This window comes from Pseudonocardia sp. DR1-2, from assembly GCF_023717215.1.
Classification (GTDB): domain Bacteria; phylum Actinomycetota; class Actinomycetes; order Mycobacteriales; family Pseudonocardiaceae; genus Pseudonocardia; species Pseudonocardia alni.
Window position 1 is genome coordinate 450,037 of the sequence record NZ_JAMQOF010000004.1, and the last position, 23,019, is coordinate 473,055.

Genomic DNA, 23,019 nt, shown 5'->3' on the forward strand with positions numbered 1-23,019 from the left:
CCGGCCGCACAGGCCGGGCCCCTCTCGTGTGTCGGGGTCAGTCCACGCGTTCCAGCTCGTACGCGTCGTCGCCGATCCAGATCCGCACGCCCTCGGCGTCGTCGGAGATGTAGCCGTCCTCCTCCTCGCCGAGCTCGCGGATCGCGCCGAGGGCGAGCCGGTCGAACTCCACGACGCCGTCACCCACGTCGACCGGCCGGTACTCCCGGGCCAGCATGGCGGTGCGGCACTGCGTCGCCAGCCACGTCGCGTTCTCCGTACCGACCTCGACCCGCCACCGCTCACCGCGCATGCGACGAGTATGGCCCGGATCTCTCCGTCCGTCGCCGGTCTTCTACCGGCGATCGTGACGGAATGCTCCCCACCGGACGCACACCGCGATCCGCTCCCGCCCGTCGCGGGGGCGATGCCGCTCACGGTGGCGGGCGAGACAGGGGCCACTGCACCCACAACCCGACGGCGGGTCGGGCGTTGAACCCCGTGACCGGCATCTGCAGAACCGGGAGCCCCTGTCGATGCCGGGCACCATCGGGTCATCGGGTACCGCGGCCACGCGCCGCGGGCCCGATGCCCGGTGGTGTATCCCGCGCCGGTCGCCGCGCGAGGCGATGAGTTCTCCGGGGCCCGCCGGTCATAGGCGGTGAGTGCCCCGGAACCGCCGGGGCCGTGCCCGCGGAGGCCACCATGACCGCCCCCTCCCCCACCCGTCGCATGCCGGTCGCCGCACACCGTGCGCTGTGGGTGCTGCAGATCCTGCTCGGCCTGTTCTTCGTCCTGGCCTCGGCGCTGCCGAAGTTCTGGGGCGACCCGTTCGCCGTCGCGATCTTCGACGGGATCGGCCTCGGACAGTGGCTGCGCTACGTCGTCGGGTTCCTCGAGCTGGCCGGCGGGATCGGCCTGTGCACCCGGCGCCTCGCCGCCCCGGCCGCCTCCGGGCTCGTCCTGCTGATGATCGGTGCGGCGCTCACCCAGGCATTCGTCCTGCACGGCGGGGCCCTGGTCGTCACGCCGCTGGTCCTGGGCGCCCTGGCCGCCGTGATCGCGGTCGCGCGACGGAACGAGACGCTCGCCACGCCTCGCTGACCTGCGTTTACGCACAGCGATCATCGGGCATCTCCAGGGAGAGAAGACCGATCCGGATACCCCGGTTCGCCCGAGTCAGTCCCGCAAGGGGGAGGAACCCGCCATGGCCGACCGCCACGTCAAGCCGGTCGACGACGGCTGGACCGTCGAGAAGGAAGACGCCCAGCGCCCGAGTGCCCGTACGAGCACCCAGGCCGAGGCCATCACCCGGGCGGTGGAGATCATCGCCAACGACGGCGGCGGCAACCTCGTCGTGTACGGCACCGACGGCTCGGTGCGCGAACGCCGCTCCATCGACTCCGACGCCGACGGCGGCACCGCCACGAAGGCCGTCGCGAGCGCCACCGCCACCGGGGCCGGCGACACCGCGTCGAAGGCCGCCGAGACCACCGGCAAGGCCGCCGACAAGATCGGTGCCGACACGAGGACCACCGCCAAGAAGGTCGCCGGCGAGACCGGTGACAGTGCGGCGAAGGCCGGCGAGACCGTCAAGAAGGGCGCCGACAAGGTCGCCGCCGAGGCCCGCAAGGTCAACGACCAGGGCAAGGACCCGAAGAAGGCGGGCAAGGCCGCCGCCGAGGCCGCGAAGGCCACCGGCGAGCAGCTGGCCGGGAACGCCCAGCGCACCGGCAAGCAGGTCGCCGGCGAGGTGTCGGCGTCCGCGGAGCGGTCCGCCGCCACCGTCAAGGCCGTCGCCGAGCAGGGTGCCGACTCCGCGGTGCGCACCGCGGACCGGGCCGCGCGCGTGAGCGCCCGCGTCGAGGACGACCTCGACGACACCGGGGCCCGCCTGGCCCGCCGGCTCTACGAGAACGGCGAGCGTGCCGCCTCGCAGCTGGACGACTTCGCCCTGCGCGTCTACAAGCCGCTGAACCCGATCCGGTTCACCAGCCGCGTCGCCGCCGGGGCGGTCGCCACCGCGTTCGGGGTGACCGGTGCGGTCACCTCGCGCGCGGGCAAGCTGTTCCAGCGCGGGACCCGCAAGGCCGCAGGCCGCTGAGTCCCCGTCGTACCGCGACCGCGCCCCCGCCGACCCCGTCGGCGGGGGCGCGGTCGTCTGCGGTCAGGACGTCGGGCGCAGCACGTAGTCGCCGGTGTCGTCGCTCCACTCCATCGCGATGAGGTCCCGGGCGCGGGCCGCCTTCGCGAAGGACAGGAAGCTGCCGAAGCCGTAGCGCTTCTCGGAGAAGTCGGGCACCCGCTTGCGGAGCTGGTTCTTCAGCCCGGACAGCTGCGGCGGGTCCCCGGCCGCGGCGATCCCGCGCACCACGTCGACCAGCAGCGCGAACGCGTCGTGGTCGGCGTCCGGGTCGTCGGGCAGCGCCACCTCGGGGTCGCCCTGCGCCGCACCGGTGGTCAGCGTGACCGCACCGCGGTCCTGCAGGTGGCGCAGCAGCTCGCCGAAACCGCGGAAGCCGTGGTCGGCCTCGTCGAACGTGGGGTCCTTGCGCAGGATCGCGCGCTTGAGCCGCGACGCCAGCACGGTGCCGTCGGCCTGCCGGGCGAGACCGCCCAGGGTGCTGACGACGAGCCCCGCGACGTCGCGCTCCTCGGCGCCGGTGGTGGCGGTGTCGTCGCTGCCGTCGGAGAAGGTCACGTCGAACGGGTCCGGCGGGACGGTCGGGGCCGGTTCCGGCTCCGGCGCCGGGACCGCGACCGGGGCGGGCGTCGACACCTGTCCCACGGCCGGGGCCGGGCGGGGACTCCCCCGGCGACGACGCGGCGGCGCGGGCGCCTGGGTCGGCTCGACACCCGGGAGCCGGTCGTAGAACAGGAACTCGTCGCAGGCGGGCGGCAGCAGCGCCGAGGTCGAGGACTGCACCCCGATCCCGATCACGCGTTTGTCCAGCTCGCGCAGCTTGTGCATGAGCGGGGTGAAGTCGGAGTCGCCGGTGCCGATGGCGAAGGTGGTGATGAACTCCCGCTCGTAGGCGAGCTCGATCGCGTCGACGGCGAGCTTGATGTCGGCCGCGTTCTTGCGGGAGCCGCCGATCCGCTGCGGGATCTCGATGAGCTCCACCTGGGCGCGGGCCATTAGGCGGCGGTCCTCGTCGAAGGAGGACCAGTCGGCGTAGGCGCGGCGGACCACGACCCGCCCGCGTTCGGCGAGCGCGTCGGCCACCGGGCCGAAGTCGAAGGGGACGACCCCGAGCCCGTCGCGGGCGCCGATCGCGAGATTCTCGTAGTCGAGCAGCAGTGCGATGCGTTCGTCCTCGTGGGCCACCGCGGAAGCCTAATGCGCTGGCCCGGACGCCCGCCCGCAGGGCACGGTGCACCGATGCGCGCGGAGGACGTCGAGGACGCGGTGACGATGATCGTCGGAGCCCTGGGGACGGTGCCCGACGACGGCTGGTCCGCCCCGGCCGGACCGCTCGACTGGTCGTGCCGCGACACCGTGGTGCACGTCGCGGACGACCTGTTCGGCTACGCCGCCCAGGTGGCGCTCGCCCCGCCCGACGACTACCCGCCGTTCGAGGTCGTGGTGCCCGGCGGCGTCGGCACCGCCGGTCTGCTGCAGGTCGTCGCGACCGGCGGGGCGATGCTCGCCGCCGCCGTCCGGACCGCACCCGCGGGGGTGCGCGGCTGGCACCCCTACGGCGACGCCGACGCCGCCGGGTTCGCCGCGATGGGCGTCACCGAGGTCCTGGTGCACACCCACGACATCACCCGGGCCACCGACCCGGCGTGGACGTTGCCGGCGGCGCCGTGCCGGGGCGTGCTCGCCCGGCTGTGGCCGGACGTCGACGCGGGCGACGACCCGGCCGGGGCGCTGCTGCACCACACCGGCCGGGCGTCGTGGCGCGGTGTGCCCGCGCCGGTCCGGTGGCGCTGGCACGGCGCGCCGCGCTGAGGGCGGTGCCGGGGCGTCGATGGGCGCGGGCGGTCAGCCGCGGTCCGTCTCCCCCTGCGACCCGCCCAGCGGCTGCTCGGCGACCTGACCGGTCCACGCGGCACGCGCCCCGGAGTCCCCGATCCGCACCGTCGTCACCACCGCCCCGACCGCGACGACGACGGCGAGCACGGCCACGACCACCGTCGCGACGGTCCCGCCGGGCGCCGGCCCGGCCGGGACCTCCGGGGCTCCGCCGCCGGCCGTCGCGGGGACGCGGCGCGCGGCCCGGACCGCCACGACGTGGCGCACCGCGACCACGACGGCGACCACGGCCAGCCCGGCGGCCCACGGCAGCAGCCCGTCGCCCAGCTCGGTGTGGGCCCGGATGAGCGGGGTCCGCGGCAGTCGGTGCTCCAGCCACTCCCCCGCCTCGGTGGTCACCGGGACCAGGGCCAGGGTGACCGCGGCGAGCACCACGGTCGGCCAGACCAGACGCACCCGCGCCGCGGGCCAGACGGCGACCAGCACCAGCCCGAGGGCGGTCAGCGGGACCAGCACCACGACGCCGTGCACCAGCAGGATGTGCGCCGGCAGCCCGGCGATCGTCGACTCCACACCGGCGACGCTAGGACCGGCGTCACCCCTCCGGACAGTGAACTCAGCAGATCCTCACCGGGTTCTCACCCGGGCCTCACAGCGGCAGGGGATGATCTCGCGGGCACGACACGAGGAGAACGGTCCATGGACGCCGGCACCACCGGGATCGACGCGGTCCCGATCACCACGTGGCAGTTCGTGACGGGGTTCGTCCTCGCCGGTGTGGTGGTCCTCGTGCTGACCGTCCTGGGGGTGCGGCGGGCCGGGCGGTCCCGGCACCGGTCGCTGCGGATCCTCGCGCGGCTGGGCGCGACGGGTGTCGTCGCGGTGGTGCTGCCGGCGAACGTCCTGGTCGGGGTGAACGCCGGGCTGGACTACCTGCGGACCGTCGGCGACGTGGCCGGGACCGGGCCGGTGGAGGGGATCGGGGTCGCCCAGCTGCTGCTGAGCCGGAAGGTCCCGGCCACCGGTCAGGTCGTGCAGATCCCGATCCCGGGCACGGCGTCGCACTTCGCGGCCCGGCCCGCGGTCGTGTGGGTGCCGCCCGCCTGGTACGAGCGGCCCCGGCCGCAGCTGCCGGTGATCGTGCTGCTGCACGGGACCCCCGGCCGTCCGGTCGACTGGGTGGACTCCGGGGGCGCCGCCGACGTCGCGAACGCCTGGGCCGCCCAGCACCACGGGGTGGCACCGATCCTGGTGATGCCCGACGTCAACGGCACCTACACCGCGGACTCCGAGTGCGTCGACACCCCGACCGCGAAGGTCGAGACCTACCTGACCCGCGACGTGCCCCGGGTGGTGAGCAGGCTGCTGGGGACGCGGCCGCCGGGGCCGTCGTGGGCCGTGGCGGGGTTGTCCGAGGGCGGCAGCTGCGCGGCGATGCTGGCGCTGCGCCACCCCACGGTGTTCGCCACGTTCGGTGACTACGCCGGACTGCTCGGTCCGCGGGTCGGGGACTCGAACGGCGGGGTCCCGGACACCGTCGCCGGGCTGTTCGGCGGGTCGCAGGCCGCGTTCGCCGCACACGACCCGGCGACGCTGCTGGCCGCGAATCGGGTCCCCGGGATCGCCGGCTGGTTCGAGGCGGGTGACGCCGACACCGACCCGGCCGCCGCCGCGCGCGCACTCTCGGCGGTGGCGACCCGGGCCGGTGTCGAGAACCGGCTGGTGATCGTGCCCGGGGGCGGGCACGACTTCGACCTGTTCTCCCAGGCGCTGTCGGACTCCTACCCCTGGCTCGTGGGACGGGTGTCGGACCCCGCGCCCTGACCCGGGGTCAGGGGGCGCCGAAGCCGGCCGCCCCGAGGACCTGACGGCCCTCGTCGCCGTTCACGAACTGCACCCACTTCTGCGCCAGCTCGGCGTTCCTCGTGTTCGTCAGGACGACGATCGGGTACTGGTTGACCGCCTCCGACGCCTGCGGGATGTCGACGCCCTGCGCCTGCCCCTTCGACGCGGTGACGTCGGTCCGGTAGACGAGCCCGGCGTCGGCGTTGCCGGTGGTGACCTTCTGCAGCACCGACTTGACGTCCTGCTCCTCGGAGACGGGCGTGATGTCCACGCCGGCGGCCTTCTCCACCTTCTCCGTCGCCGAGCCGCACGGCACCTGCGGGGCGCAGACCACGGTCCGCAGACCGGGCCTGCCCAGGTCCTGCAGCGACGCGATCTGCTTCGGGTTCTGCGGCGCGACCGCGATCTGCAGGGTGTTGGTGGCGAAGACCTCGGGCTGCCCCTGGGCGTTGCCCGCGTCGGTCACCTTGGTCATGTTGTTCTGGTCGGCCGAGGCGAACACGTCGGCCGGGGCGCCCTGGTTGATCTGCTGGGCCAGGGCCGAGGACCCGGCGAAGTTGAACACCACGTCCGTGCCCGGGTTGGCGGCCTCGAACTTCTTCTCCAGGTCACCGAACGTGCCGGTCAGCGACGCCGCGGCGAACACCGTCAGCGTGCCGCCCTGCGCCTCGCCGCTCGGCTGCGCGGCGGTCCCGCCGCCCCCGGCTCCCCCGCCGCAGCCCGCCAGCGCGAACAGCGCCGTCACCGCCAGCGCGGCGCCGGCCACTCGTCCTCGGATCCTCACGAACACCCTCCCGGGATCGACTCCCCGCGCCGTTCGCCGATCACGAACTGCGGCTCGGGGGGCATCTTATGCACGCAATCACCGGTTACGCACCACCGATCGGTACGCAGGACCGGATCTCCGGTGTGCGGCTCGACTGTGGACTCTCAGTGATCGCTCAGCGTCCTCTGGGCTTGCTCTGCGCAACGGCCGGAAGGGTCACCCGCGGCGGCGGATCGTGCCGCCACGACGCAGGAGGACGACGGCGCATGGTGCTGGAGACGCTGGTCCCGCCGGGGGCCCCGGCCCCGGGGACGACGGCGGTGGGGGTGCCCCGCGGGCGGGACGGATCCACCCCGTGCCCGGCGGTGCGGCGGTGAGCGCGGTCGAGACCACCGTCGGGATCGCACCGGGCCCGGAGCCGTCGCGGCGTCGCCGCCGCAGGCGTCGGGCGGGTGCCGTGCTGGGGGTGCTCGTGGTACTGCTCGGCGGCGCGGGCGCCGGGGTGGGCGCGGTGACGCTGGCCGCGCCCCCCGGTACCGGGCCGGTCGAGGCGACCGCCGAGTGGGCCCGCGACCACGGGCTGAACTGGCTGGTCACCGGCCTGGAGAAGCTCCAGTACGCCGTGGACGCGCCGTCCGAGGGCGGTACCCCGGCCGGCGGGATCCCGCGGGCTCCGGGTGCGCTGTCCGACCCGGCGACGACGCCGCCGCTCGCCCCGGTCGCGGCGGGAGCCCCGCTGCCCGGGGAGGGCGTGTGGCAGACCGTCGTCGCCGACCACGGGCGGCCCGCGGTGCAGGTGACGACGCTGCGGGTCGACGACACCCACACCTCCTACCTCGCCGGGGTGCTGCGGATGGACCCCGCGCTGGTGCGGGGCACCCTGCACCCGGGCGTCGGCGAGCCCGCCGGGCGCTGGCACGCGTCGACGTCGCTGGCCGGGAGGGCGGGTGCCGGCGTGGCGGTGGCGTTCAACGGCGGGTTCAAGCTGTCCGACCCCAGTCACAACGGCTACTACGCCGAGGGCCGCACGGTCGCGCCGCTGCTGCCCGGCAAGGCCAGCCTGGTCCTGCACACCGACGGCCGGGCCGACGTCGGGGCCTGGGGCACCGAGGTCGGGATGGGGCCGGACGTCGCGAGCGTACGGCAGAACCTGCTCCCGCTCGTCGACGACGGCGCGGTGAACCCGACGTGCGCCACCGGCGGCACCGCGGAGTGGGGCAGCACGGTCGGGCAGAACGCGTTCGTCCACCGGTCCGGGTTCGGCGTGACCGCCGACGGCACCGAGGTGTACGTCGCCGGACCGGCGCTGTCGGTGTGCACGCTGGGCAGGCTGCTCGCCGACGCCGGCGTGGTCCGCGGCATGGAGCTGGACATCAACCCGGCCTGGGTGAGCGGGACCTACTTCCACGACCGGCCCGGGCACACCCCGCAGGGGTTCGCACTGTTCCCGGCCGAGCAGGTGCCGCCCACCCACTACCTCGCGCCGACGATGCGGGACTGGTTCGCCTGGTACCTGCGGTCGTGACCGGGCGGTGGGTCCCGCCCGGGACGGGTCAGTCCTCGGGCGGGGCCTCGCCCAGCTCGTCGGCCTCCGCACCGGCGGCGGCGATCTCCTCCTTGACCACCCCGTAGGCGACCCCGGGCCCGTAGCCCTTGCGCGCGAGCATGCCGACCAGCTTGCGGGCGCTGGACTGCCGCTCCTCGCGGCTCCCGACGGGCAGGCTCCGCAGCCGCCGTACGACGAGCTCGCGGGCCCGGTCGCGTTCGGAGTCGTCGTCGATACCGGTGAGCGCCTCGTCGGCGATCTCGCGGTCGACGCCCTTGCGGTGCAGCTCCATCGCGATCGCCCGCTTGCCGAGGCCGCGGTGGCGGTGGCGGGACCGGACCCACTGTTCGGCGAAGGCCTGGTCGTCGACGAGTCCGACCTCGTCGAACCGGTCGAGGACGCGGTGCGCGACCTCGTCGGGGATCTCCTTGCGACGCAGCGCGTCGCCGAGCTCCTTGACCGTGCGGGCGCGGTCGGTGAGCAGGCGCAGGCAGATGTCGCGGGCGCGGGTCTCCTGCTCCTGCGGTGTCTCGACGCGTGGGGTGGCGTCCTCGCCCCGACGTCTCCCCCGGCCACGGCCCTCTCCGCGGCGCCGGCCACGAGGGGTGGTGCTCTCCTCGACCGGGTCCGGCCCGGTGTCCTCGGGCGCGGCGGCCCGGTCGGCCGCGGCGGCCGGACGCCGACGCGCGGTCGCGCCGTCGCGACGGGGTCCGCTGCGGCGAACGCCCCGTCCGGACAGCTCCTCGAAGGAGACCACACGGGGTGAGCCGGGTCCCGCACCGCCGACGCCGCCGTCGGCGCTCACCCCGGAGGCCGGGTCGAGCCCGGGGCCGGGGCCGTCGAGGGTCAGCCTGCGGACCGGGGCGGGGGCCGCCGCCCCGTCCGTCGCGCCGTCCGCCGCTGGTCCCGTGGACCAGGCAGCCGGCTGGTCGGTCGCCGTCGTGGGGGCCTCGTCGGCGCCGCTCAGCGCGGCGAACGAGACCTGGTGGGGGCTCGTGTCCCAGCCGGGGACCGCCGGGGGCTCGGCGACGGACTCGTCCGGCTCACCGCCGGTCGGGTCGGCGGTCCGGATCGCGGGCGGATCCTGCTCGTCGGTGACCGACGGGGTCACCCCGAACAGGTCGTCGAGCGGGACGGTGCGGGGCCTGGTCGGCTCCGCACCGTCCCGTCCGGACGTGCCTCCGGACCCGTCGCGCTCGCCGGTCACGCTCAGAAGTCGACCGGGGCCGGGAGGGGCTCGACCGGGCTGGTCTCCTCGGCGTCGACGACGGCGCCGATCCCCAGCTTCTCCTTGATGCGCTTCTCGACCTCGGCGGCGACGTCCGGGTTCTCCTTGAGGAACTTGCGGGCGTTCTCCTTGCCCTGCCCCATCTGGTCGCCCTCGTAGGTGTACCAGGCACCGGACTTGCGGATGATCCCCTGCTCGACGCCCACGTCGATCAGCGAACCCTCCTTGGAGATGCCGACGCCGTAGAGCACGTCGAACTCCGCCTGCTTGAACGGCGGGGCCACCTTGTTCTTCACGACCTTGACCCGGGTCCGGCTGCCGACCATGTCGGTGCCGTCCTTCAGGGTCTCGATGCGGCGGATGTCCATGCGGACCGACGCGTAGAACTTCAGCGCCTTACCACCGGTCGTGGTCTCCGGGGACCCGAACATCACGCCGATCTTCTCGCGCAGCTGGTTGATGAAGATCGCGGTGGTGCCGGAGTTGCTGAGCGCACCGGTGATCTTCCGCAGCGCCTGGCTCATCAGCCGGGCCTGCAGACCGACGTGGCTGTCGCCCATCTCGCCCTCGATCTCGGCGCGCGGCACGAGCGCGGCCACCGAGTCGATGACGATGATGTCGAGCGCGCCGGAGCGGATCAGCATGTCCGCGATCTCCAGCGCCTGCTCACCGGTGTCCGGCTGGGAGACCAGCAGGTCGTCGGTGTCGACACCGAGCGCCTTGGCGTACTCCGGGTCGAGCGCGTGCTCGGCGTCGATGAACGCCGCGACGCCTCCGGCCGCCTGCGCGCTCGCGACGGCGTGCAGCGCGACGGTCGTCTTACCGCTGGACTCCGGGCCGTAGATTTCGACGACGCGGCCGCGCGGGATGCCCCCGACGCCGAGCGCGACGTCGAGCGCGATGGAGCCCGTGGAGATGGCACTGATCGGGACGCGGGCCTGGTCGCCCAGGCGCATCACCGATCCCTTGCCGTGGTTCTTCTCGATCTGGGCGAGGGCGAGTTCGAGCGCCTTGCCGCGGTCCGGAGCGGACATCTCTTGACTCCTCGCTGGTGGTCGACGATCGGGTCCTGCTGGTGTCTTTCGGGGAGGCACACCACAACGGTATGGGGTACCCCTGACAGTTACGGGCCCGGATCGGCGCCTGTGGACAACTCGCCCGACACCGCGCCGCAGGACCGGTACCGCGAGCCCTGGCGGAACCGTAGACGAACACGCGTTCGATCCGACACCGCGACACGCCGACCGGGCGCCCACGGGAGCCGAGCGGTCACCACGACCGTCCGGGGCGCCGCTACCGCCGTGCGGGTGGGACCTCGTAGGCCGCGCAGACCGCGCGCCAGACCCGGCGCAGGTCGAGACCCGCCTCGATCGCCTGCTCGACGGTCCGGCCGCCGAGGTCGGCGAAGACGTGGTCGCGGGACAGCGACGCCGCCCGCACCGGCCCGAACTCGCCCTCCATCAGTTCCCGGAAGTGGCTCAGTCGCACGCCCGCGAGGGTAGACGGGTCATCCGTTCCGTGCGGTGTCCGCCCGATGACGGCCCGGAGCCGGTAGCCTGGGTGATATGTCCGAACTGCTCACGACCGTCCCGGTCGACGTCGCCGACGAGGTCCTCGCGACGACCGGCATCGGATCGCCCCTGGCGTGGCAGGTCGTGTCGCTGCTCGCGCTGCTGTCCGCGCTGGTCGTGCTGGTGCGCTGGTGGCTCCACCAGCGCCGTCGCTGAGGGTCCCGCTCAGCCGGCCGCCGGGCGTCCCGTGCGGGCCGGGCGCGCGACCACCAGCAGGAACGGCACCGTCGCCACGACCACCAGCGCGCCGAGCAGCGCGTAGTACGACACCGTCACGAGCACCCCGGCCACGATCCCGGCGGCGGCGCCGGCCAGGTTCATCGCCACGTCCACCGAGCCCTGCACCCGCGGCCGGTCGGCCACCGCCAGCGACGACGTGAGCTGCGCCGACCCGCCCACCACCGCTGCCGACCAGCCCAGACCGAGCAGCACCAGGCCCAGCGACAGCAGGCCGGTCGCGGTCGGCGCGGCGAGGGCGCAGACCACCCCCGCCAGCGGCAGCAGCACCCCGGCACCGGCCAGCACCCGGGCCGGTCCGAGCCGGTCGGCGAGCCACCCGAACAGCGGGCTGAGCGCGTACATCCCCGCGATGTGCAGGCTGATCACCAGCCCGACGACCGACAACGCCGCGCCGCCGTGGTCCATGTGCACCGGGGTCATCGACATCAGCCCGACCATCACCGCGTGCCCGAGCACGATGCCGACCGCGCCCAGCAGCGCGGGGCGCGAGGCCCGCAGCACCGCCCACGGCCGCACCGCCGCAGCCCCGGGCGCGGTGGCCGGCGTCCCCGCGTGCTCCCGGGCCCGCAGCAGCGGGTCGGGTCGCAGACCCAGCCACCCGGTCAGGGCCGCCAGGGCGAAGGCGACCGCGCAGAGCAGGTACGGACCGGCGACACCGGGCAGCCCGACCGACACGGCCACGGCGGCCGGCGGACCGAGCAGGTTCGGCCCGGCGACCGCACCGACCGTCGTCGCCCACACCACCAGCGCGAGCGCACGGCCGGCCCGCGCCGGCGCGGCGAGGTCGGTGGCGGCGTAGCGCGCGGCGAGCCCCACCGCCGTCCCCGAGCCGATCAGGAGCAACGACACCAGCAGCAGCGCCACCGAGCCGGTCGTGGCCGCGACGACCGCACCGACCGCGCCGAGCAGCCCCACCAGGTGGCCGCCGACCAGTGCGGGACGCCGTCCCCGGGCCTGGGCCACGCGTGCGACGACGGCGGCCGCACCCGCCGCACCCAGCACGCTCGCCGTCGACGCGACGCCACCGACCGCGGGCGAGCCGGACAACCGGGACGCGACCAGCGAGCTCGCGGCGATCGAGGTCGCCACGGCCGTCCCGCCGAGCACCTGCCCGATCGCGAGCACCGCCAGCAGGCGGGGCTGGGCGGGGTCCTGCGGCGGGGAGGCGGCGTCGGGTGCGGCGGTCACGGACGGATGCTGCCGTGCCACGGCCGCCGCGCGCCAGGGCGTTACGCTCCGGCCCGGCCACACGAGCGGAGGACGGTGGACATGGCGGGCACGACCCCGAACACACGCAGGTCGGCGGGCACGGACGACGCGGAGCTGCAGAACGCCTACCGCATGGTCTCCGACGTGCTGGCCGGAGCGGTGCGCGAGACCCTCGCCGCGCCGGGGCCCGACCCGGCCCGGTTCGCCGTGCGCAGGCTGACCGCGGTCGACCGGGACATGCCGCCGGACGCCACCCCGCCCGGCTGGTCGCTGGCCTTCCTGGTGCTGGCCGACTGGTACGACGCCGCCCGCACCGCGCTCGCCGACCACGACGACCGCTCCGAGCGGGCGCTGGGCTGGATCGGGAGCAACCTGGGCCCGCGCTACGCGGCCCGGGCCCGCTACACGGTCGCCCCGCTCGTCGACCCGGCCGACGCCCGCGAGACCTCGCACTACGTCGACGCGCTGGGCGTGGACTTCCTGGCGTCGATGGTCTGGACGGTCGCGGCGGTCGTCGCCGAGTTCCCGGCCGAGGACACCGCGGAGGTCTGGCCCCGCACGAGGGCCGACGCCGCCCGCTGACGTCGCAGGTCACGCCCGGTCCGACGGGCGCTCGACGGGTGACTGTCGGACCCCACCCGCATGATGGTCGGCGTGACCGCACTCGAGGGCTTCTCCCCCGCCACCCGCCAGTGGTTCGAGGGGGCCTTCGCCGCGCCCACGGCGGCCCAGGAGGGCGCCTGGTCCGCGGCGCAGGCCGGGCGCAACGCGCTCGTCGTCGCGCCGACCGGGTCCGGCAAGACCCTCGCCGCGTTCCTCTGGGCGCTGGACCGGCTCGCCGCCACCCCGCCGCCCGCCGAGCCGAAGCACCGCTGCCGGGTCCTCTACGTCTCGCCGCTCAAGGCGCTCGCCGTCGACGTGCAGCGCAACCTGCGCTCGCCGCTGACGGGCATCCGCCAGGCCGCACAGCGGCTCGACGAGCCGGTCCCCGACATCACCGTCGGGATGCGCACCGGCGACACCCCGGCCGACGAGCGACGCCAGTTCCAGCGCACCCCGCCGGACGTGCTGGTGACCACCCCGGAGTCGCTGTTCCTGCTGCTCACCTCGGCCGCGCGGGAGTCGCTGCGCGGGGTGACGACGGTGATCCTCGACGAGGTGCACGCCGTCGCCGGGACGAAGCGGGGGGCGCACCTGGCGGTGTCGCTGGAACGCCTCGAGGAGATCACCGAGGCCACCCCGCAGCGGATCGGGCTCTCGGCGACCGTGCGCCCGGTGGACGAGGTCTCGACGTTCCTGTCCGGCACCCGCCCGGTCGAGGTCGTGCAGCCCGCGATCCCCAAGACGATCCGGGTCGAGGTGCAGGTCCCGGTGCCCGACCTGGCCGCGCTCGACGAGCGGCCCGCCCCGGGCAGCACCGACGAGGAGGTCGTCGGGTCCGCCGCGGGCACGGCGCGCAAGCCCTCGATCTGGCCCGCGGTGGAGGAGCGGCTGCTCGGCCTGGTGCGCGAGCACCGTTCGACCATCGTGTTCTCCAACTCCCGCCGGCTCGCCGAGCGGCTCACCTCCCGGCTGAACGAACTCGCCGCCGAGCAGGAGGCCGCGGCCCTGGAGGAGGCCGCCGACCTCGACGCCGACGCCCCGGGCGCGTTCCCGGCCGAGGCGGTCGGGCAGTCCGGGGTGGGCGGCGGGGCCGCGCCGACGGTCGCCAAGGCCCACCACGGCTCGATGTCGCGCGACCAGCGGACCCTGGTCGAGGAGGAGCTGAAGTCCGGCGTGCTGCCGTGCGTCGTCGCGACCTCCAGCCTCGAGCTGGGCATCGACATGGGGGCGGTCGACCTGGTCGTGCAGGTCGAGGCGCCGCCGTCGGTCGCGTCCGGACTGCAGCGGGTCGGGCGCGCCGGGCACCAGGTGGGCGCGGTGTCCGAGGGCGTCGTGTTCCCGAAGTACCGCGGGGACCTCGTGTCCTGCGCCGTCGTCGCCGAACGGATGACGACCGGGTCGATCGAATCCACGCGCTACCCCCGCAACCCGCTCGACGTGCTGGCCCAGCAGATCGTCGCGATGGTCGCGATGGAGTCGTGGCAGCTGTCCGACCTCGCCGCGACGATCCGCCGGGCGGCCCCGTTCGCGGCGCTGCCGGACTCCGCGCTGCACTCGGTGCTGGACATGCTGGCCGGGCGCTACCCGTCCGAGGAGTTCGGCGAGCTGCGCGCCCGCATCACCTGGGACCGGGTCACCGACGAGCTGCGCGGCCGCCCGGGCGCGCAGCGCCTGGCCGTCACCTCCGGCGGCACCATCCCCGACCGCGGCCTGTTCACCGTCATGACCCCGGGCGGCGCGGACGGCGCCGGGTCGCGGGTCGGCGAGCTCGACGAGGAGATGGTCTACGAGTCCCGCGTCGGGGACACGTTCCTGCTGGGGACCTCGTCGTGGCGGGTCGAGGACATCACCCACGACCGCGTGATCGTCACCCCGGCGCCGGGGGTGCCCGCCCGGATGCCGTTCTGGAAGGGCGAGTCGATCGGGCGGCCGCTGGAGCTGGGCCGGGCCGTCGGCGCGTTCGTGCGCGAGATGTCCGGGCTGGCCGACGCCGACGCCCGCGAGCGCGCCGGCGCGGCCGGGCTCGACGAGTGGGCCTGCGACAACCTGCTGTCCTACCTGCGCGAGCAGCGCGAGGCGACCCGGCACGTGCCGAGCGACCGCACGATCCTCGTCGAGCGGTTCTGCGACGAGCTGGGCGACTGGCGCCTCGTCGTGCACTCGCCGTTCGGGGCGCAGGTGAACGGGCCGTGGGCGCTGGCGATCGCCGCCCGGATGCGGGAGCGCCGCGGGGTCGAGGTGAGCGCGTCGGGCGCCGACGACGGGATCGTCCTGCGCCTGCCGGACGCCGTCGACGACAACGGCACCGAGGTCGTCCCGAGCGCGGAGGACGTGCTGCTGGAGCCGGGCGAGATCGAGCAGATCGTCGTCGCCGAGCTGGGGAACTCGGCGCTGTACGCGTCGCGGTTCCGGGAGTGCGCCGCGCGGGCGCTGCTGCTGCCCCGGCGCGACCCGCGCCGCCGCAGCCCGCTGTGGCAGCAGCGGCAGAAGTCGGCGCAGCTGCTGAGCGTCGCGGGCAAGTTCGAGCAGTTCCCGATCACCCTGGAGGCGATGCGGGAGTGCGTGCAGGACGTCTACGACCTCCCCGGCCTGCGCGAGCTGATGGGCGACGTCGCCGCGCGGAAGGTGAAGGTCGCCGAGGTCGAGTCGTCACAGCCGTCGCCGTTCGCGCGCAGCCTGTTGTTCGGCTACGTCGGGATGTTCCTCTACGAGGCCGACGCGCCGCTGGCCGAGCGCCGCGCGGCCGCGCTGTCGCTGGACTCGACGCTGCTGGCGGAACTGCTCGGCTCCGAGGCGATCCGGGAGCTGCTCGATCCGGAGATGCTGGCCGAGATCGAGGGTCAGCTGCAGCGCACCGACCCGGACCGGCACGCCCGCGACATGGAGGGCGCCGCGGACCTGCTCCGCTTCGTCGGCGACCTGTCCGAGGCCGACGGGCGGGCCCGCGGTGTCGACCCGGCGTGGCTGGCGCAGCTGGAGCGCGACCGCCGGGCGCTGCGGGTGCGGATCGCCGGCGAGGAACGGTTCATCGCGATCGAGGACGCCGGCCGGATCCGGGACGCGCTGGGCACGGCGCTGCCGGTCGGGGTGCCGGAGGCGTTCACCGAGCCGGTGCCCGACCCGCTCGGGGATCTCGTGCTGCGCTGGGCGCGCACGCACGGGCCGTTCACCGCCGCCGAGCTCGCCCGCCGCTTCGGGCTGGGCGTGGCCGTGGTCGCCGGGGTGCTGGAGCGGCTCACCGGCACCGGTCGCCTGATGAAGGGCGAGCTGCGCCCGCAGGCGTCGGTGCCCGCCGGTTCCGGCGGCGAGCTGGAGTACTGCGACGCCGAGGTGCTGCGACGGCTGCGGCGCGCGTCGCTGGCGAAGCTGCGGCACGAGGTCGAGCCCGTCGAACAGCGGGCGCTGGGCCGGTTCCTGCCGCAGTGGCAGGGCGTCCAGGTGCGGTCGGGCTCCGAGCGGCGAGGCCGGGTGCGCCGCGCACCGGGTGCCGAGGACGTGCTCGGTGTGGTCGAGCAGCTCGCCGGGGCGCCGCTGCCGGCGAGCGCGGTCGAGTCGCTGGTGCTGCCGGCCCGGCTACCGGGCTACACCCCCGCGCTGCTCGACGAGCTGACCGCCGCCGGTGAGGTGACCTGGGTCGGGTGCGGCGCACTGTCCGGGCAGGACGGCTGGCTGGCACTGGCCCCGGCCGACGTGGCGGACCTGCTGCTGCCCGCCCCCGACCTGGACACCGCGGGCACCCCGCTGCACACCGCGGTGCTGGCCGCGCTCGGGCTGACCGACCCGGCCGCGCTGACCGACCCGGAGGCCGCACCGGACTCCGGGGGCGGCGCGCTGTTCTTCCGCGAGCTCGCGACCCGGGCCGGGGTGCTGCTGACCGAGCAGGACGAACCGGCCCCCTCCGACGACGACGTCGTCGCGGCGGTCTGGGACCTGGTCTGGGCGGGCGCGCTCACCAACGACACGCTCGGCCCGCTGCGGGCCCGGCTGTCCGGGGGCGGCGGGCGGCGTGGCGCGTCCGGGCGGCAGGGCGGGGCGCACCGCACGGCACGCCGGCCGGCCCGCGGGCGCTACGCGCAGCTGCGTGCGGGGCGACCGTCGATGCCCAGCCGGACCGGGCCGCCGTCGGTCGGCGGGCGCTGGTCGGTGGCCGTGCCGCGCGAGCCCGACCCGACCCGTCGTGCGCACGCCACCGCGGAGGCGTTCCTGGAACGCCACGGCGTGCTGACCCGGGGCGCGTTGGGCACCGAGCGGGTCACCGGCGGGTTCGCCGCGGTCTACAAGGTGCTCCGGGCGATGGAGGAGTCCGGCCGGTGCCGGCGCGGCTACATCGTCGAGGGGCTCGGCGCGGCGCAGTTCGCGGTACCGGGCGCGATCGACCGGGTCCGGGCCCTCGCCGGGACCGAGGGCGGCCCGTCCCCCGCCCCGCCGACCGGTCCGCGCCGCCTCGGTGCCGGGCCGGGCGCGGTCGTCGCCGACCCCACCGACCGCGCCGGTTCCGCCGACCCGGCCGGGTCCGTGGACCCGGCCGGGGACGGCGAGCCCCTGCCCGACGACCTCTCCGGCGAGGCGGCCGGGTTCCCGGGCTCCGACGACCTCTCCGGCGACGTTGCGGGGCTCCCGCACGGCGACGACCCGTACGCCGGGGTGCCCGAGGACCTGCGCGGTGGCCTGGGCGGGCTCGGCGGCGCCGGCCGCCACGGCGAGTTCGACGGCGCCGGTCGCCGCCCGCAGGCGCCGCGGGAGGCGTGGCGCGAGCTGTCCCGGGTGGTGCTCGCCGCCACCGACCCCGCCCAGCCCTACGGCGCGGCCCTGCCCTGGCCGGACACGACCGGTGAGACCCGGCACCGCCCCGGTCGCAAGGCCGGCGCCCTGGTCACCCTGGTCGACGGGGCGCCCGCGCTGTACGTCGAACGGGGCGGGAAGTCGCTGCTGTCGTTCACCGAGGACCGCGACGAACTGCGCGCCGGCGCCGAGTCGCTCGCCGGGGCGGTGCACGAGGGCTGGCTCGGGTCGCTCGCCGTGGAGCGCGCCGACGGGCAGGACTCGCTGGTATCGGCGCTGTCCGAGGTGCTCACCGAGGCCGGGTTCCGGGTGACGCCGAAGGGGCTGCGGCTGCGGGCCTGACCGGGCGCCTCCCCCGACGGACGCCCGCAGCCGGACCGTGGGGGTGCCGCCGGGACGGGCGGGCGGGCGCCCGGAGTCGGTCAGCCGGGCGGGGTCGGCCGCCGGGCCGCCGGACGGGGTCGGGCCGGGCTGCCGGACAGGGTCGCGCCGCCGGACGGGGTCGGGTCGCCGGGCTGCCGGACGGGCTCGGGCCGCCGGACGGAGTCGGGTCGCCGGACAGGGTCGGGTCGCCGGACAGGGCCGGCCGGGCAGGGCCGGGCGGGTCAGTACCGGCGGTTGGCCAGGACCGGCACCGCCCGGCGGGCCGCGGTCACCGCGTCGAGGTCGAGGTCCACGACCAGGGTCCCCGGCGCGGCGTCGAGCGCCGCGACGAGCGAGCCGGTCGGACCGGCGACCGCGCTGATCCCGATCCCGGTCGGGGCGCCACCGGCGACCGGACGCCCCGCCGCCTCCGGGTCCGCCTGGTCGCAGGCCGCCACGAAGGCCGTCGTGTCGAGGGCCCTCGCGCGCACCAGCAGCTCCCACTGCTCACGCTTGCCCGGCCCCGCGCCCCAGGACGCGGGCACCACGACGACCTGCGCCCCGGCGTCACCGAGGGTCTGGAACAGGCCCGCGAACCGCAGGTCGTAGCAGGTCGCGAGGCCGACCGTCACACCGTCGACGGTGACCGTGACCGGCCGGGCCCCCGGGGCGACCGTGTCGGACTCGGCGAACCCGAACGCGTCGAACAAGTGGATCTTGTCGTAGTGCTCCTCCACACCGGGCCCGGTGGCGAGCAGGGTGTTGCGGACGCGGCCGTCGTCGGCGGGGGTGAACATCCCGGCGACCACGGTGACGCCCGCGTCGGCGGCGAGCTCGCGGACCCGGGACGCCCAGGCGCCGTCGAGGGTCTCGGCGACCGGGCCGAGCGGCACCCCGAACCGGCACTGGGTGGCCTCGGGGAACACGACCAGCCGCGCGCCCCGAGCGGCCGCATCGGCGACGCCGTCGGCGACCAGGGCGAGGTTCTCCGCCGGGTCGGTGGTGGCGGCGATCTGGACGAGGGCGATCCGCATGCGTTCTCCTGGGGTGGTTCGGTGTATACGTGTCGTATGCCGACGTCACGGGAGTCTGGTCGCGAGCGCGCGTTGCACTACCTGCGCGAGACCGTCCTGGTCGATCCGGGGGTGCAGGGCACGTTCCTCAACGAGAACGAGCTCGCCGGCCGGATCGGGGTGTCGCGCACGCCCGTCCGTGAGGCGTTGCTGCTGCTCGTGGCCGACGGCCTGGTCGAGATGCTGCCCGGCCGCGGCGCCTACGTGCCACCGCTGACCGGCCGACAGATCTCCGAGCTGATGGAGCTGCGCGGGGTCTTGGAGCAGCACGCCGCCCGCGCGGCGATGGACGCCCACGGCGTCCCGTTCGAGGCGATGAACGCAGCCCTGGGCCGGCAGCGTGAGCTCGCCGGCGCCGGTGGGGACCCGGCCGAGTTCATCGAGCTCGACATGGTGTTCCACCAGGCACTCGTCGACGCCACCGGCAACGCCCTGCTCTCGCGGACCTACGCTGGGCTGCGGGTGCGCCAGCGCCGGGTCGGGGTGACGGCCCTGTTCCGGACCGCGGACCGGCGCCAGGCGGTCTGCGCCGAGCACGGCCGGATCATGGAGGCGCTGGCCGGGGACGATCCGGACGCGGCGGCGAAGGCGATCGACGAGCACCTGCAGCTGACCCTGCGCGTACTGCTCAGGGCGTGACGGACAGGTAGGCCTCGTCCTCGGCGTGGTCGGGGTCGCGCCCCAGGACCAGCCCGGCGACGGTCAGGGCGCAGGCGACGGCCAGGTAGACCGCGACCGGGACCCAGTTGCCCGTCCCGCCGGACAGCGCGGTGAACGCCAGCGGCGCGATCGCCCCGCCGACGACACCGGCGATCGTGTAGGCGAGCGAGCTGCCGGTGTAGCGCAGCCGCGGCGAGAACTGCTCGGTCACGAACGCGGCCTGGGGCCCGTACATGAACGAGTGCAGCGCGAGCCCGACGACCACGCCGAGCACGAGCAGCCCGAACGAGCCACCGGAGATCATCGGGAAGAACACGAACGGCCACACCCCGGCGATCGCGGCGGCGACGCCGTAGACCACGCGCCGGTTGACCCGGTCGGTCAGCGCGCCCGCCAGCGGGATGGCGGGGAGCTGGAGGGCCGAGCCGATGAGGATCGCGCCGAGCACCTCCGAACGGGAGAACCCGAGCTGGCTGGTGGCGAAGGTGAGGACGAAGACGGTGAACAACGCGTAGCTGACGTCCGGGCCGATCCGGCTGAGGATCCCGGCGAGCAGCGGGCGCCGCTCGGCGGTGAACACCTCGCGCACCGGCGCGGACGGCCGGTCACCGGACTCGGCGATCGCCTTGAAGACCGGGGTGTCCTCCAGCTTCAGCCGGATCCACAGACCGAACGCGACCAGCACCGCCGAGAGCAGGAACGCCAGCCGCCAGCCCCAGTCGAGGAACTGCTGGTCGGTGAGCAGCACGGTGAGCAGCGCGAGCACGCCGTTGGAGAGCAGGTTGCCGGCGGGCGGTCCGACCTGGGCGGCCGAGGCCCAGAACCCGCGCCGGCGCGGGTCGCCGAACTCGCTGGAGAGCAGCACCGCACCGCCCCACTCGCCGCCGACGCCGACGCCCTGGGCGAAGCGCAGCAGCACCAGCAGGATCGGCGCCGCGACGCCGATGGTGCCGTAGGACGGCAGCAGGCCGATCAGGAACGTCGCGACGCCGATCAGCACGAGCGTGACGACCAGGACCTGCTTGCGGCCGATGACGTCGCCGAGGCGGCCGAACACCACCCCACCGAGCGGGCGCGAGACGTAGCCGACGGCGTAGGTCGAGAACGCCAGCAGCAGACCGGTCAGCGGGTCCGCGGCCGGGAAGAACAGCACGGGGAACACGAGCGCCGCCGCCGCGGAGTAGACGGCGAAGTCGTACCACTCGAGCGAGGTGCCGGTGAGGCTCGCGACGAACGCCTTGCGCAGGTCACGGCGGTCGACCGGTGGTGACGAGGAGACGGACGGCGAGGTCATCGCGGGCTCCCGGGGTCGGAGGTGGTCGGTGGGACGGCCCTCATACTTGCTGTATACACAATGTGTGCGCAACCCTCGTGCACATCGGTTACGCGACGTACACATCTGACGGAGGTCCCCCGTGACGCTCGAACTGGCCCTGCCCGACGGAAGCACCCGCTCGGTGGAGGTCCACCGGGTCTTCAACGCCGGGTACGCCGGACGCGCCCAGGAGGAGGTCGCCGCGCACGTCGCCGAGCTGGCCGAGCTCGGCGTGCCGGCCCCGGACACGGTGCCGGCGCTCTACCCGGTCTCGCCGTACCTGGCGTCGCAGACCGACCGGGTCCCCGCCCAGCACGGCCGGACCTCCGGCGAGGCGGAGTGGGCGCTGGTCGTCGGTGACGACGTGACCGACCCGCTGCTGACCGTCGCCTGTGACCACACCGACCGCGCCCTGGAGGTGCACGGCGTGGCGTGGAGCAAGAACGCGGGTCTCGACGTCCTGGGCCGGAAGGCCTGGCGGCTGTCGGAGGTCGCCGACCGGCTCGACGACATCACCCTGCGCGCGTGGGTCCGTCACGGCGGCACCGAGGAGCTCGTGCAGGACGCGACGCTGGCCGCCCTGCTCCCGCCCGGGTACTGGGTCGGCCTGCTGCGCGAGCGCGGCTGGCTGGTGCCCGGCACCGTCCTGCTGTCGGGGACCGTCGCGATGAGGTCGGGGGTCGACCAGTTCGCCGACGCCTGGCGGGTGGAGCTGCACGACCCGGCCACCGGCGACACGATCGGCCTGGCCTACGAGGTCGACCGGCTCCCGGAGCCGATCGGCTGACCGGCCGCCCGGCGGGGACCGGTCAGCAGGTCCGGTGGACGTGGCCGGGATCGCCCGCGGGGACCAGCAGCCGGTCGCGGACGACCGTCGCCGGCGGACGCCGGCCCGGTTCCCCGCAGGCGGTGGGACCGGCGTCCGCGCCGTCGACGTACTCGACGTCGAGGACACGGTCCCCGTAGGCGGCGGTGAAGGCACCGCACTCGTCGAACGCGACGCACTCCTCGGCGACGGCGAAGTCGTAGCCGCGCGCGGGCAGCCGGTCGAGCAGGTCGGTGGCGTTCTTCTGCCCGACGGCGAGGCCCCGCGCGTGGACGACCCCGGCGAGGTCGACCGCGAGGGCCTCGGCGTCGTCGGCGGTGAACGCCCCGCCGGACCGGGTCCACGAGTCCAGGTTGTCGAGCTCCACGGCGTCGAACCCGGCGGCGGCGCAGCGGTCGACGACACGGGTGACGACCTCGGCGACGCCCGCACGGCGCTGCGGGGTGGAGATGTCGAGCAGCAGCTCGTCGGGCCATCCCGGGTCGGCGACGGTCTCGCCGTCGCCACCGCGCAGGACGAGGTCGGGGTGCTCGCGCAGCCACCGCTCCCGGTCCTGCGGCTGGGTCTGGGTCTGGGTCTGGGTCTGGAAGGCATTGACGTAGCAGACCGACCAAGTGCCGGGGGCCGGGCCTGCGGTGCTGTCGCGGACGACGATCCCGGTGCCCGTCGGGGGCGGGTAGGCGCCGCCGAGCTGGTAGTCCGCACCCGCCCCGGCCGGGAACGCACGGCGGGGGCCGGTCGCATCCGCCGGTGCGGCCGTGTCCACGACACCGGGGTCCCGTGCCCCGGGGGCCGCCGCCCCGGGGGCGGGGACGGTTGCGCACCCGGCGAGCAGCACCGCCGCGACGGCGAGCGCCCCCCACAACGCGTGCGCCCGGCACAGCGCGAACGCCCGGTCGTGCCCGTCCACGCCGCCCGTCACCGCGTCCTCCCCCGCCGCCGACCCACCGGCCCCACCGCGCTCTCCGGTACCGCCGCAGCCCACCGGGCGGCACCGGTCCGCCCGTCCCCGGAGCCACGGTGCCGATCCTCCC

At 75.4% G+C, this 23,019-nt stretch carries 21 protein-coding genes; 10 read left to right on the plus strand and 11 right to left on the minus strand.

Annotation, left to right across the window (positions count from 1 at the left end):
- Positions 1 to 37: 37 nt before the first annotated feature.
- Entirely contained in the window at positions 38 to 292 is a 255-nt protein-coding gene (locus tag ND486_RS14390) for a hypothetical protein (RefSeq protein WP_208819431.1), read from the minus strand.
- A 392-nt stretch (positions 293 to 684) separates the two neighbouring features.
- Between ND486_RS14390 and ND486_RS14395 the strand changes: the two genes are divergently transcribed.
- On the plus strand, positions 685 to 1,083 hold the full coding sequence (locus ND486_RS14395) for a DoxX family protein (protein WP_251784754.1): 399 nt from the start codon (positions 685 to 687) through the stop codon (positions 1,081 to 1,083).
- Between the two features lie 103 nt (positions 1,084 to 1,186).
- Positions 1,187 to 2,083, plus strand: coding sequence for a DUF2188 domain-containing protein (locus ND486_RS14400; RefSeq protein ID WP_208819436.1), 897 nt, complete (start codon positions 1,187 to 1,189; stop codon positions 2,081 to 2,083).
- A 63-nt stretch (positions 2,084 to 2,146) separates the two neighbouring features.
- Here ND486_RS14400 and ND486_RS14405 read toward each other — a convergent pair whose 3' ends face one another.
- Positions 2,147 to 3,307 (minus strand): PIN domain-containing protein, encoded by a 1,161-nt coding sequence (locus ND486_RS14405; protein ID WP_251784755.1) that lies wholly within the window; start codon positions 3,305 to 3,307, stop codon positions 2,147 to 2,149.
- 54 nt (positions 3,308 to 3,361) lie between these two features.
- On the opposite strand from ND486_RS14405, the gene ND486_RS14410 reads away from it, so the two are divergent.
- Positions 3,362 to 3,934, plus strand: a complete 573-nt coding sequence (locus tag ND486_RS14410; protein ID WP_251784756.1) for a maleylpyruvate isomerase N-terminal domain-containing protein — start codon at positions 3,362 to 3,364, stop codon at positions 3,932 to 3,934.
- A 33-nt stretch (positions 3,935 to 3,967) separates the two neighbouring features.
- Here the strand turns inward: ND486_RS14410 and ND486_RS14415 are convergent, their stop codons facing one another.
- On the minus strand, positions 3,968 to 4,531 hold the full coding sequence (locus tag ND486_RS14415; RefSeq protein WP_251784757.1) for a DUF2231 domain-containing protein: 564 nt from the start codon (positions 4,529 to 4,531) through the stop codon (positions 3,968 to 3,970).
- A 126-nt stretch (positions 4,532 to 4,657) separates the two neighbouring features.
- Between ND486_RS14415 and ND486_RS14420 the strand changes: the two genes are divergently transcribed.
- Positions 4,658 to 5,782, plus strand: a complete 1,125-nt coding sequence (locus tag ND486_RS14420) for an alpha/beta hydrolase family protein (RefSeq protein WP_251784758.1) — start codon at positions 4,658 to 4,660, stop codon at positions 5,780 to 5,782.
- A 7-nt stretch (positions 5,783 to 5,789) separates the two neighbouring features.
- On the opposite strand, the gene modA is transcribed toward ND486_RS14420, so the two are convergent.
- The gene (gene modA / locus ND486_RS14425) at positions 5,790 to 6,587 is read right to left on the minus strand and encodes a molybdate ABC transporter substrate-binding protein (protein ID WP_251784759.1); all 798 of its coding nucleotides are present in this window, start codon (positions 6,585 to 6,587) and stop codon (positions 5,790 to 5,792) included.
- Between the two features lie 355 nt (positions 6,588 to 6,942).
- Between modA and ND486_RS14430 the strand changes: the two genes are divergently transcribed.
- Positions 6,943 to 8,094 carry a hypothetical protein gene (locus ND486_RS14430; RefSeq protein ID WP_251784760.1) on the plus strand — a complete coding sequence of 384 codons (1,152 nt, stop codon included), beginning with the start codon at positions 6,943 to 6,945 and terminating at the stop codon, positions 8,092 to 8,094.
- Between the two features lie 28 nt (positions 8,095 to 8,122).
- On the opposite strand, the gene ND486_RS29765 is transcribed toward ND486_RS14430, so the two are convergent.
- The 3 genes from ND486_RS29765 to ND486_RS14445 all read right to left on the minus strand — a co-directional run bounded on the left by ND486_RS29765 (position 8,123) and on the right by ND486_RS14445 (position 10,831).
- Entirely contained in the window at positions 8,123 to 9,322 is a 1,200-nt protein-coding gene (locus tag ND486_RS29765) for a regulatory protein RecX (protein WP_308215846.1), read from the minus strand.
- 2 nt (positions 9,323 to 9,324) lie between these two features.
- The gene (recA, locus tag ND486_RS14440; protein WP_062401229.1) at positions 9,325 to 10,377 is read right to left on the minus strand and encodes a recombinase RecA; all 1,053 of its coding nucleotides are present in this window, start codon (positions 10,375 to 10,377) and stop codon (positions 9,325 to 9,327) included.
- A gap of 259 nt (positions 10,378 to 10,636) precedes the next feature.
- The gene (locus tag ND486_RS14445) at positions 10,637 to 10,831 is read right to left on the minus strand and encodes a DUF3046 domain-containing protein (RefSeq protein WP_062401227.1); all 195 of its coding nucleotides are present in this window, start codon (positions 10,829 to 10,831) and stop codon (positions 10,637 to 10,639) included.
- A gap of 77 nt (positions 10,832 to 10,908) precedes the next feature.
- Here ND486_RS14445 and ND486_RS14450 point away from each other — a divergent pair, with 77 nt between their 5' ends.
- Positions 10,909 to 11,070, plus strand: a complete 162-nt coding sequence (locus tag ND486_RS14450; protein ID WP_208819443.1) for a hypothetical protein — start codon at positions 10,909 to 10,911, stop codon at positions 11,068 to 11,070.
- Positions 11,071 to 11,079: 9 nt separating this feature from the next.
- Here ND486_RS14450 and ND486_RS14455 read toward each other — a convergent pair whose 3' ends face one another.
- On the minus strand, positions 11,080 to 12,342 hold the full coding sequence (locus tag ND486_RS14455; RefSeq protein ID WP_251784761.1) for an MFS transporter: 1,263 nt from the start codon (positions 12,340 to 12,342) through the stop codon (positions 11,080 to 11,082).
- 81 nt (positions 12,343 to 12,423) lie between these two features.
- On the opposite strand from ND486_RS14455, the gene ND486_RS14460 reads away from it, so the two are divergent.
- Both ND486_RS14460 and ND486_RS14465 read left to right on the plus strand, forming a co-directional pair.
- Entirely contained in the window at positions 12,424 to 12,945 is a 522-nt protein-coding gene (locus ND486_RS14460) for a hypothetical protein (protein ID WP_073578093.1), read from the plus strand.
- A 60-nt stretch (positions 12,946 to 13,005) separates the two neighbouring features.
- On the plus strand, positions 13,006 to 18,090 hold the full coding sequence (locus ND486_RS14465; protein ID WP_251784762.1) for an ATP-dependent helicase: 5,085 nt from the start codon (positions 13,006 to 13,008) through the stop codon (positions 18,088 to 18,090).
- 263 nt (positions 18,091 to 18,353) lie between these two features.
- On the opposite strand, the gene ND486_RS14470 is transcribed toward ND486_RS14465, so the two are convergent.
- Positions 18,354 to 19,145 (minus strand): carbon-nitrogen hydrolase family protein, encoded by a 792-nt coding sequence (locus ND486_RS14470; protein ID WP_251784763.1) that lies wholly within the window; start codon positions 19,143 to 19,145, stop codon positions 18,354 to 18,356.
- A 36-nt stretch (positions 19,146 to 19,181) separates the two neighbouring features.
- Here ND486_RS14470 and ND486_RS14475 point away from each other — a divergent pair, with 36 nt between their 5' ends.
- Positions 19,182 to 19,823 (plus strand): GntR family transcriptional regulator, encoded by a 642-nt coding sequence (locus tag ND486_RS14475; RefSeq protein WP_251784764.1) that lies wholly within the window; start codon positions 19,182 to 19,184, stop codon positions 19,821 to 19,823.
- On the opposite strand, the gene ND486_RS14480 is transcribed toward ND486_RS14475, so the two are convergent.
- Positions 19,813 to 21,138, minus strand: coding sequence for an MFS transporter (locus tag ND486_RS14480; protein WP_251784765.1), 1,326 nt, complete (start codon positions 21,136 to 21,138; stop codon positions 19,813 to 19,815). The two genes, ND486_RS14475 and ND486_RS14480, sit on opposite strands and share 11 nt — an antisense overlap.
- A gap of 121 nt (positions 21,139 to 21,259) precedes the next feature.
- On the opposite strand from ND486_RS14480, the gene ND486_RS14485 reads away from it, so the two are divergent.
- Positions 21,260 to 21,946: a DUF2848 domain-containing protein gene (locus ND486_RS14485; protein ID WP_062401211.1), complete on the plus strand. Its 687-nt coding sequence runs from the start codon at positions 21,260 to 21,262 to the stop codon at positions 21,944 to 21,946.
- A 22-nt stretch (positions 21,947 to 21,968) separates the two neighbouring features.
- Here ND486_RS14485 and ND486_RS14490 read toward each other — a convergent pair whose 3' ends face one another.
- Entirely contained in the window at positions 21,969 to 22,907 is a 939-nt protein-coding gene (locus ND486_RS14490) for an endo alpha-1,4 polygalactosaminidase (protein ID WP_251784766.1), read from the minus strand.
- Positions 22,908 to 23,019: the final 112 nt, after the last annotated feature.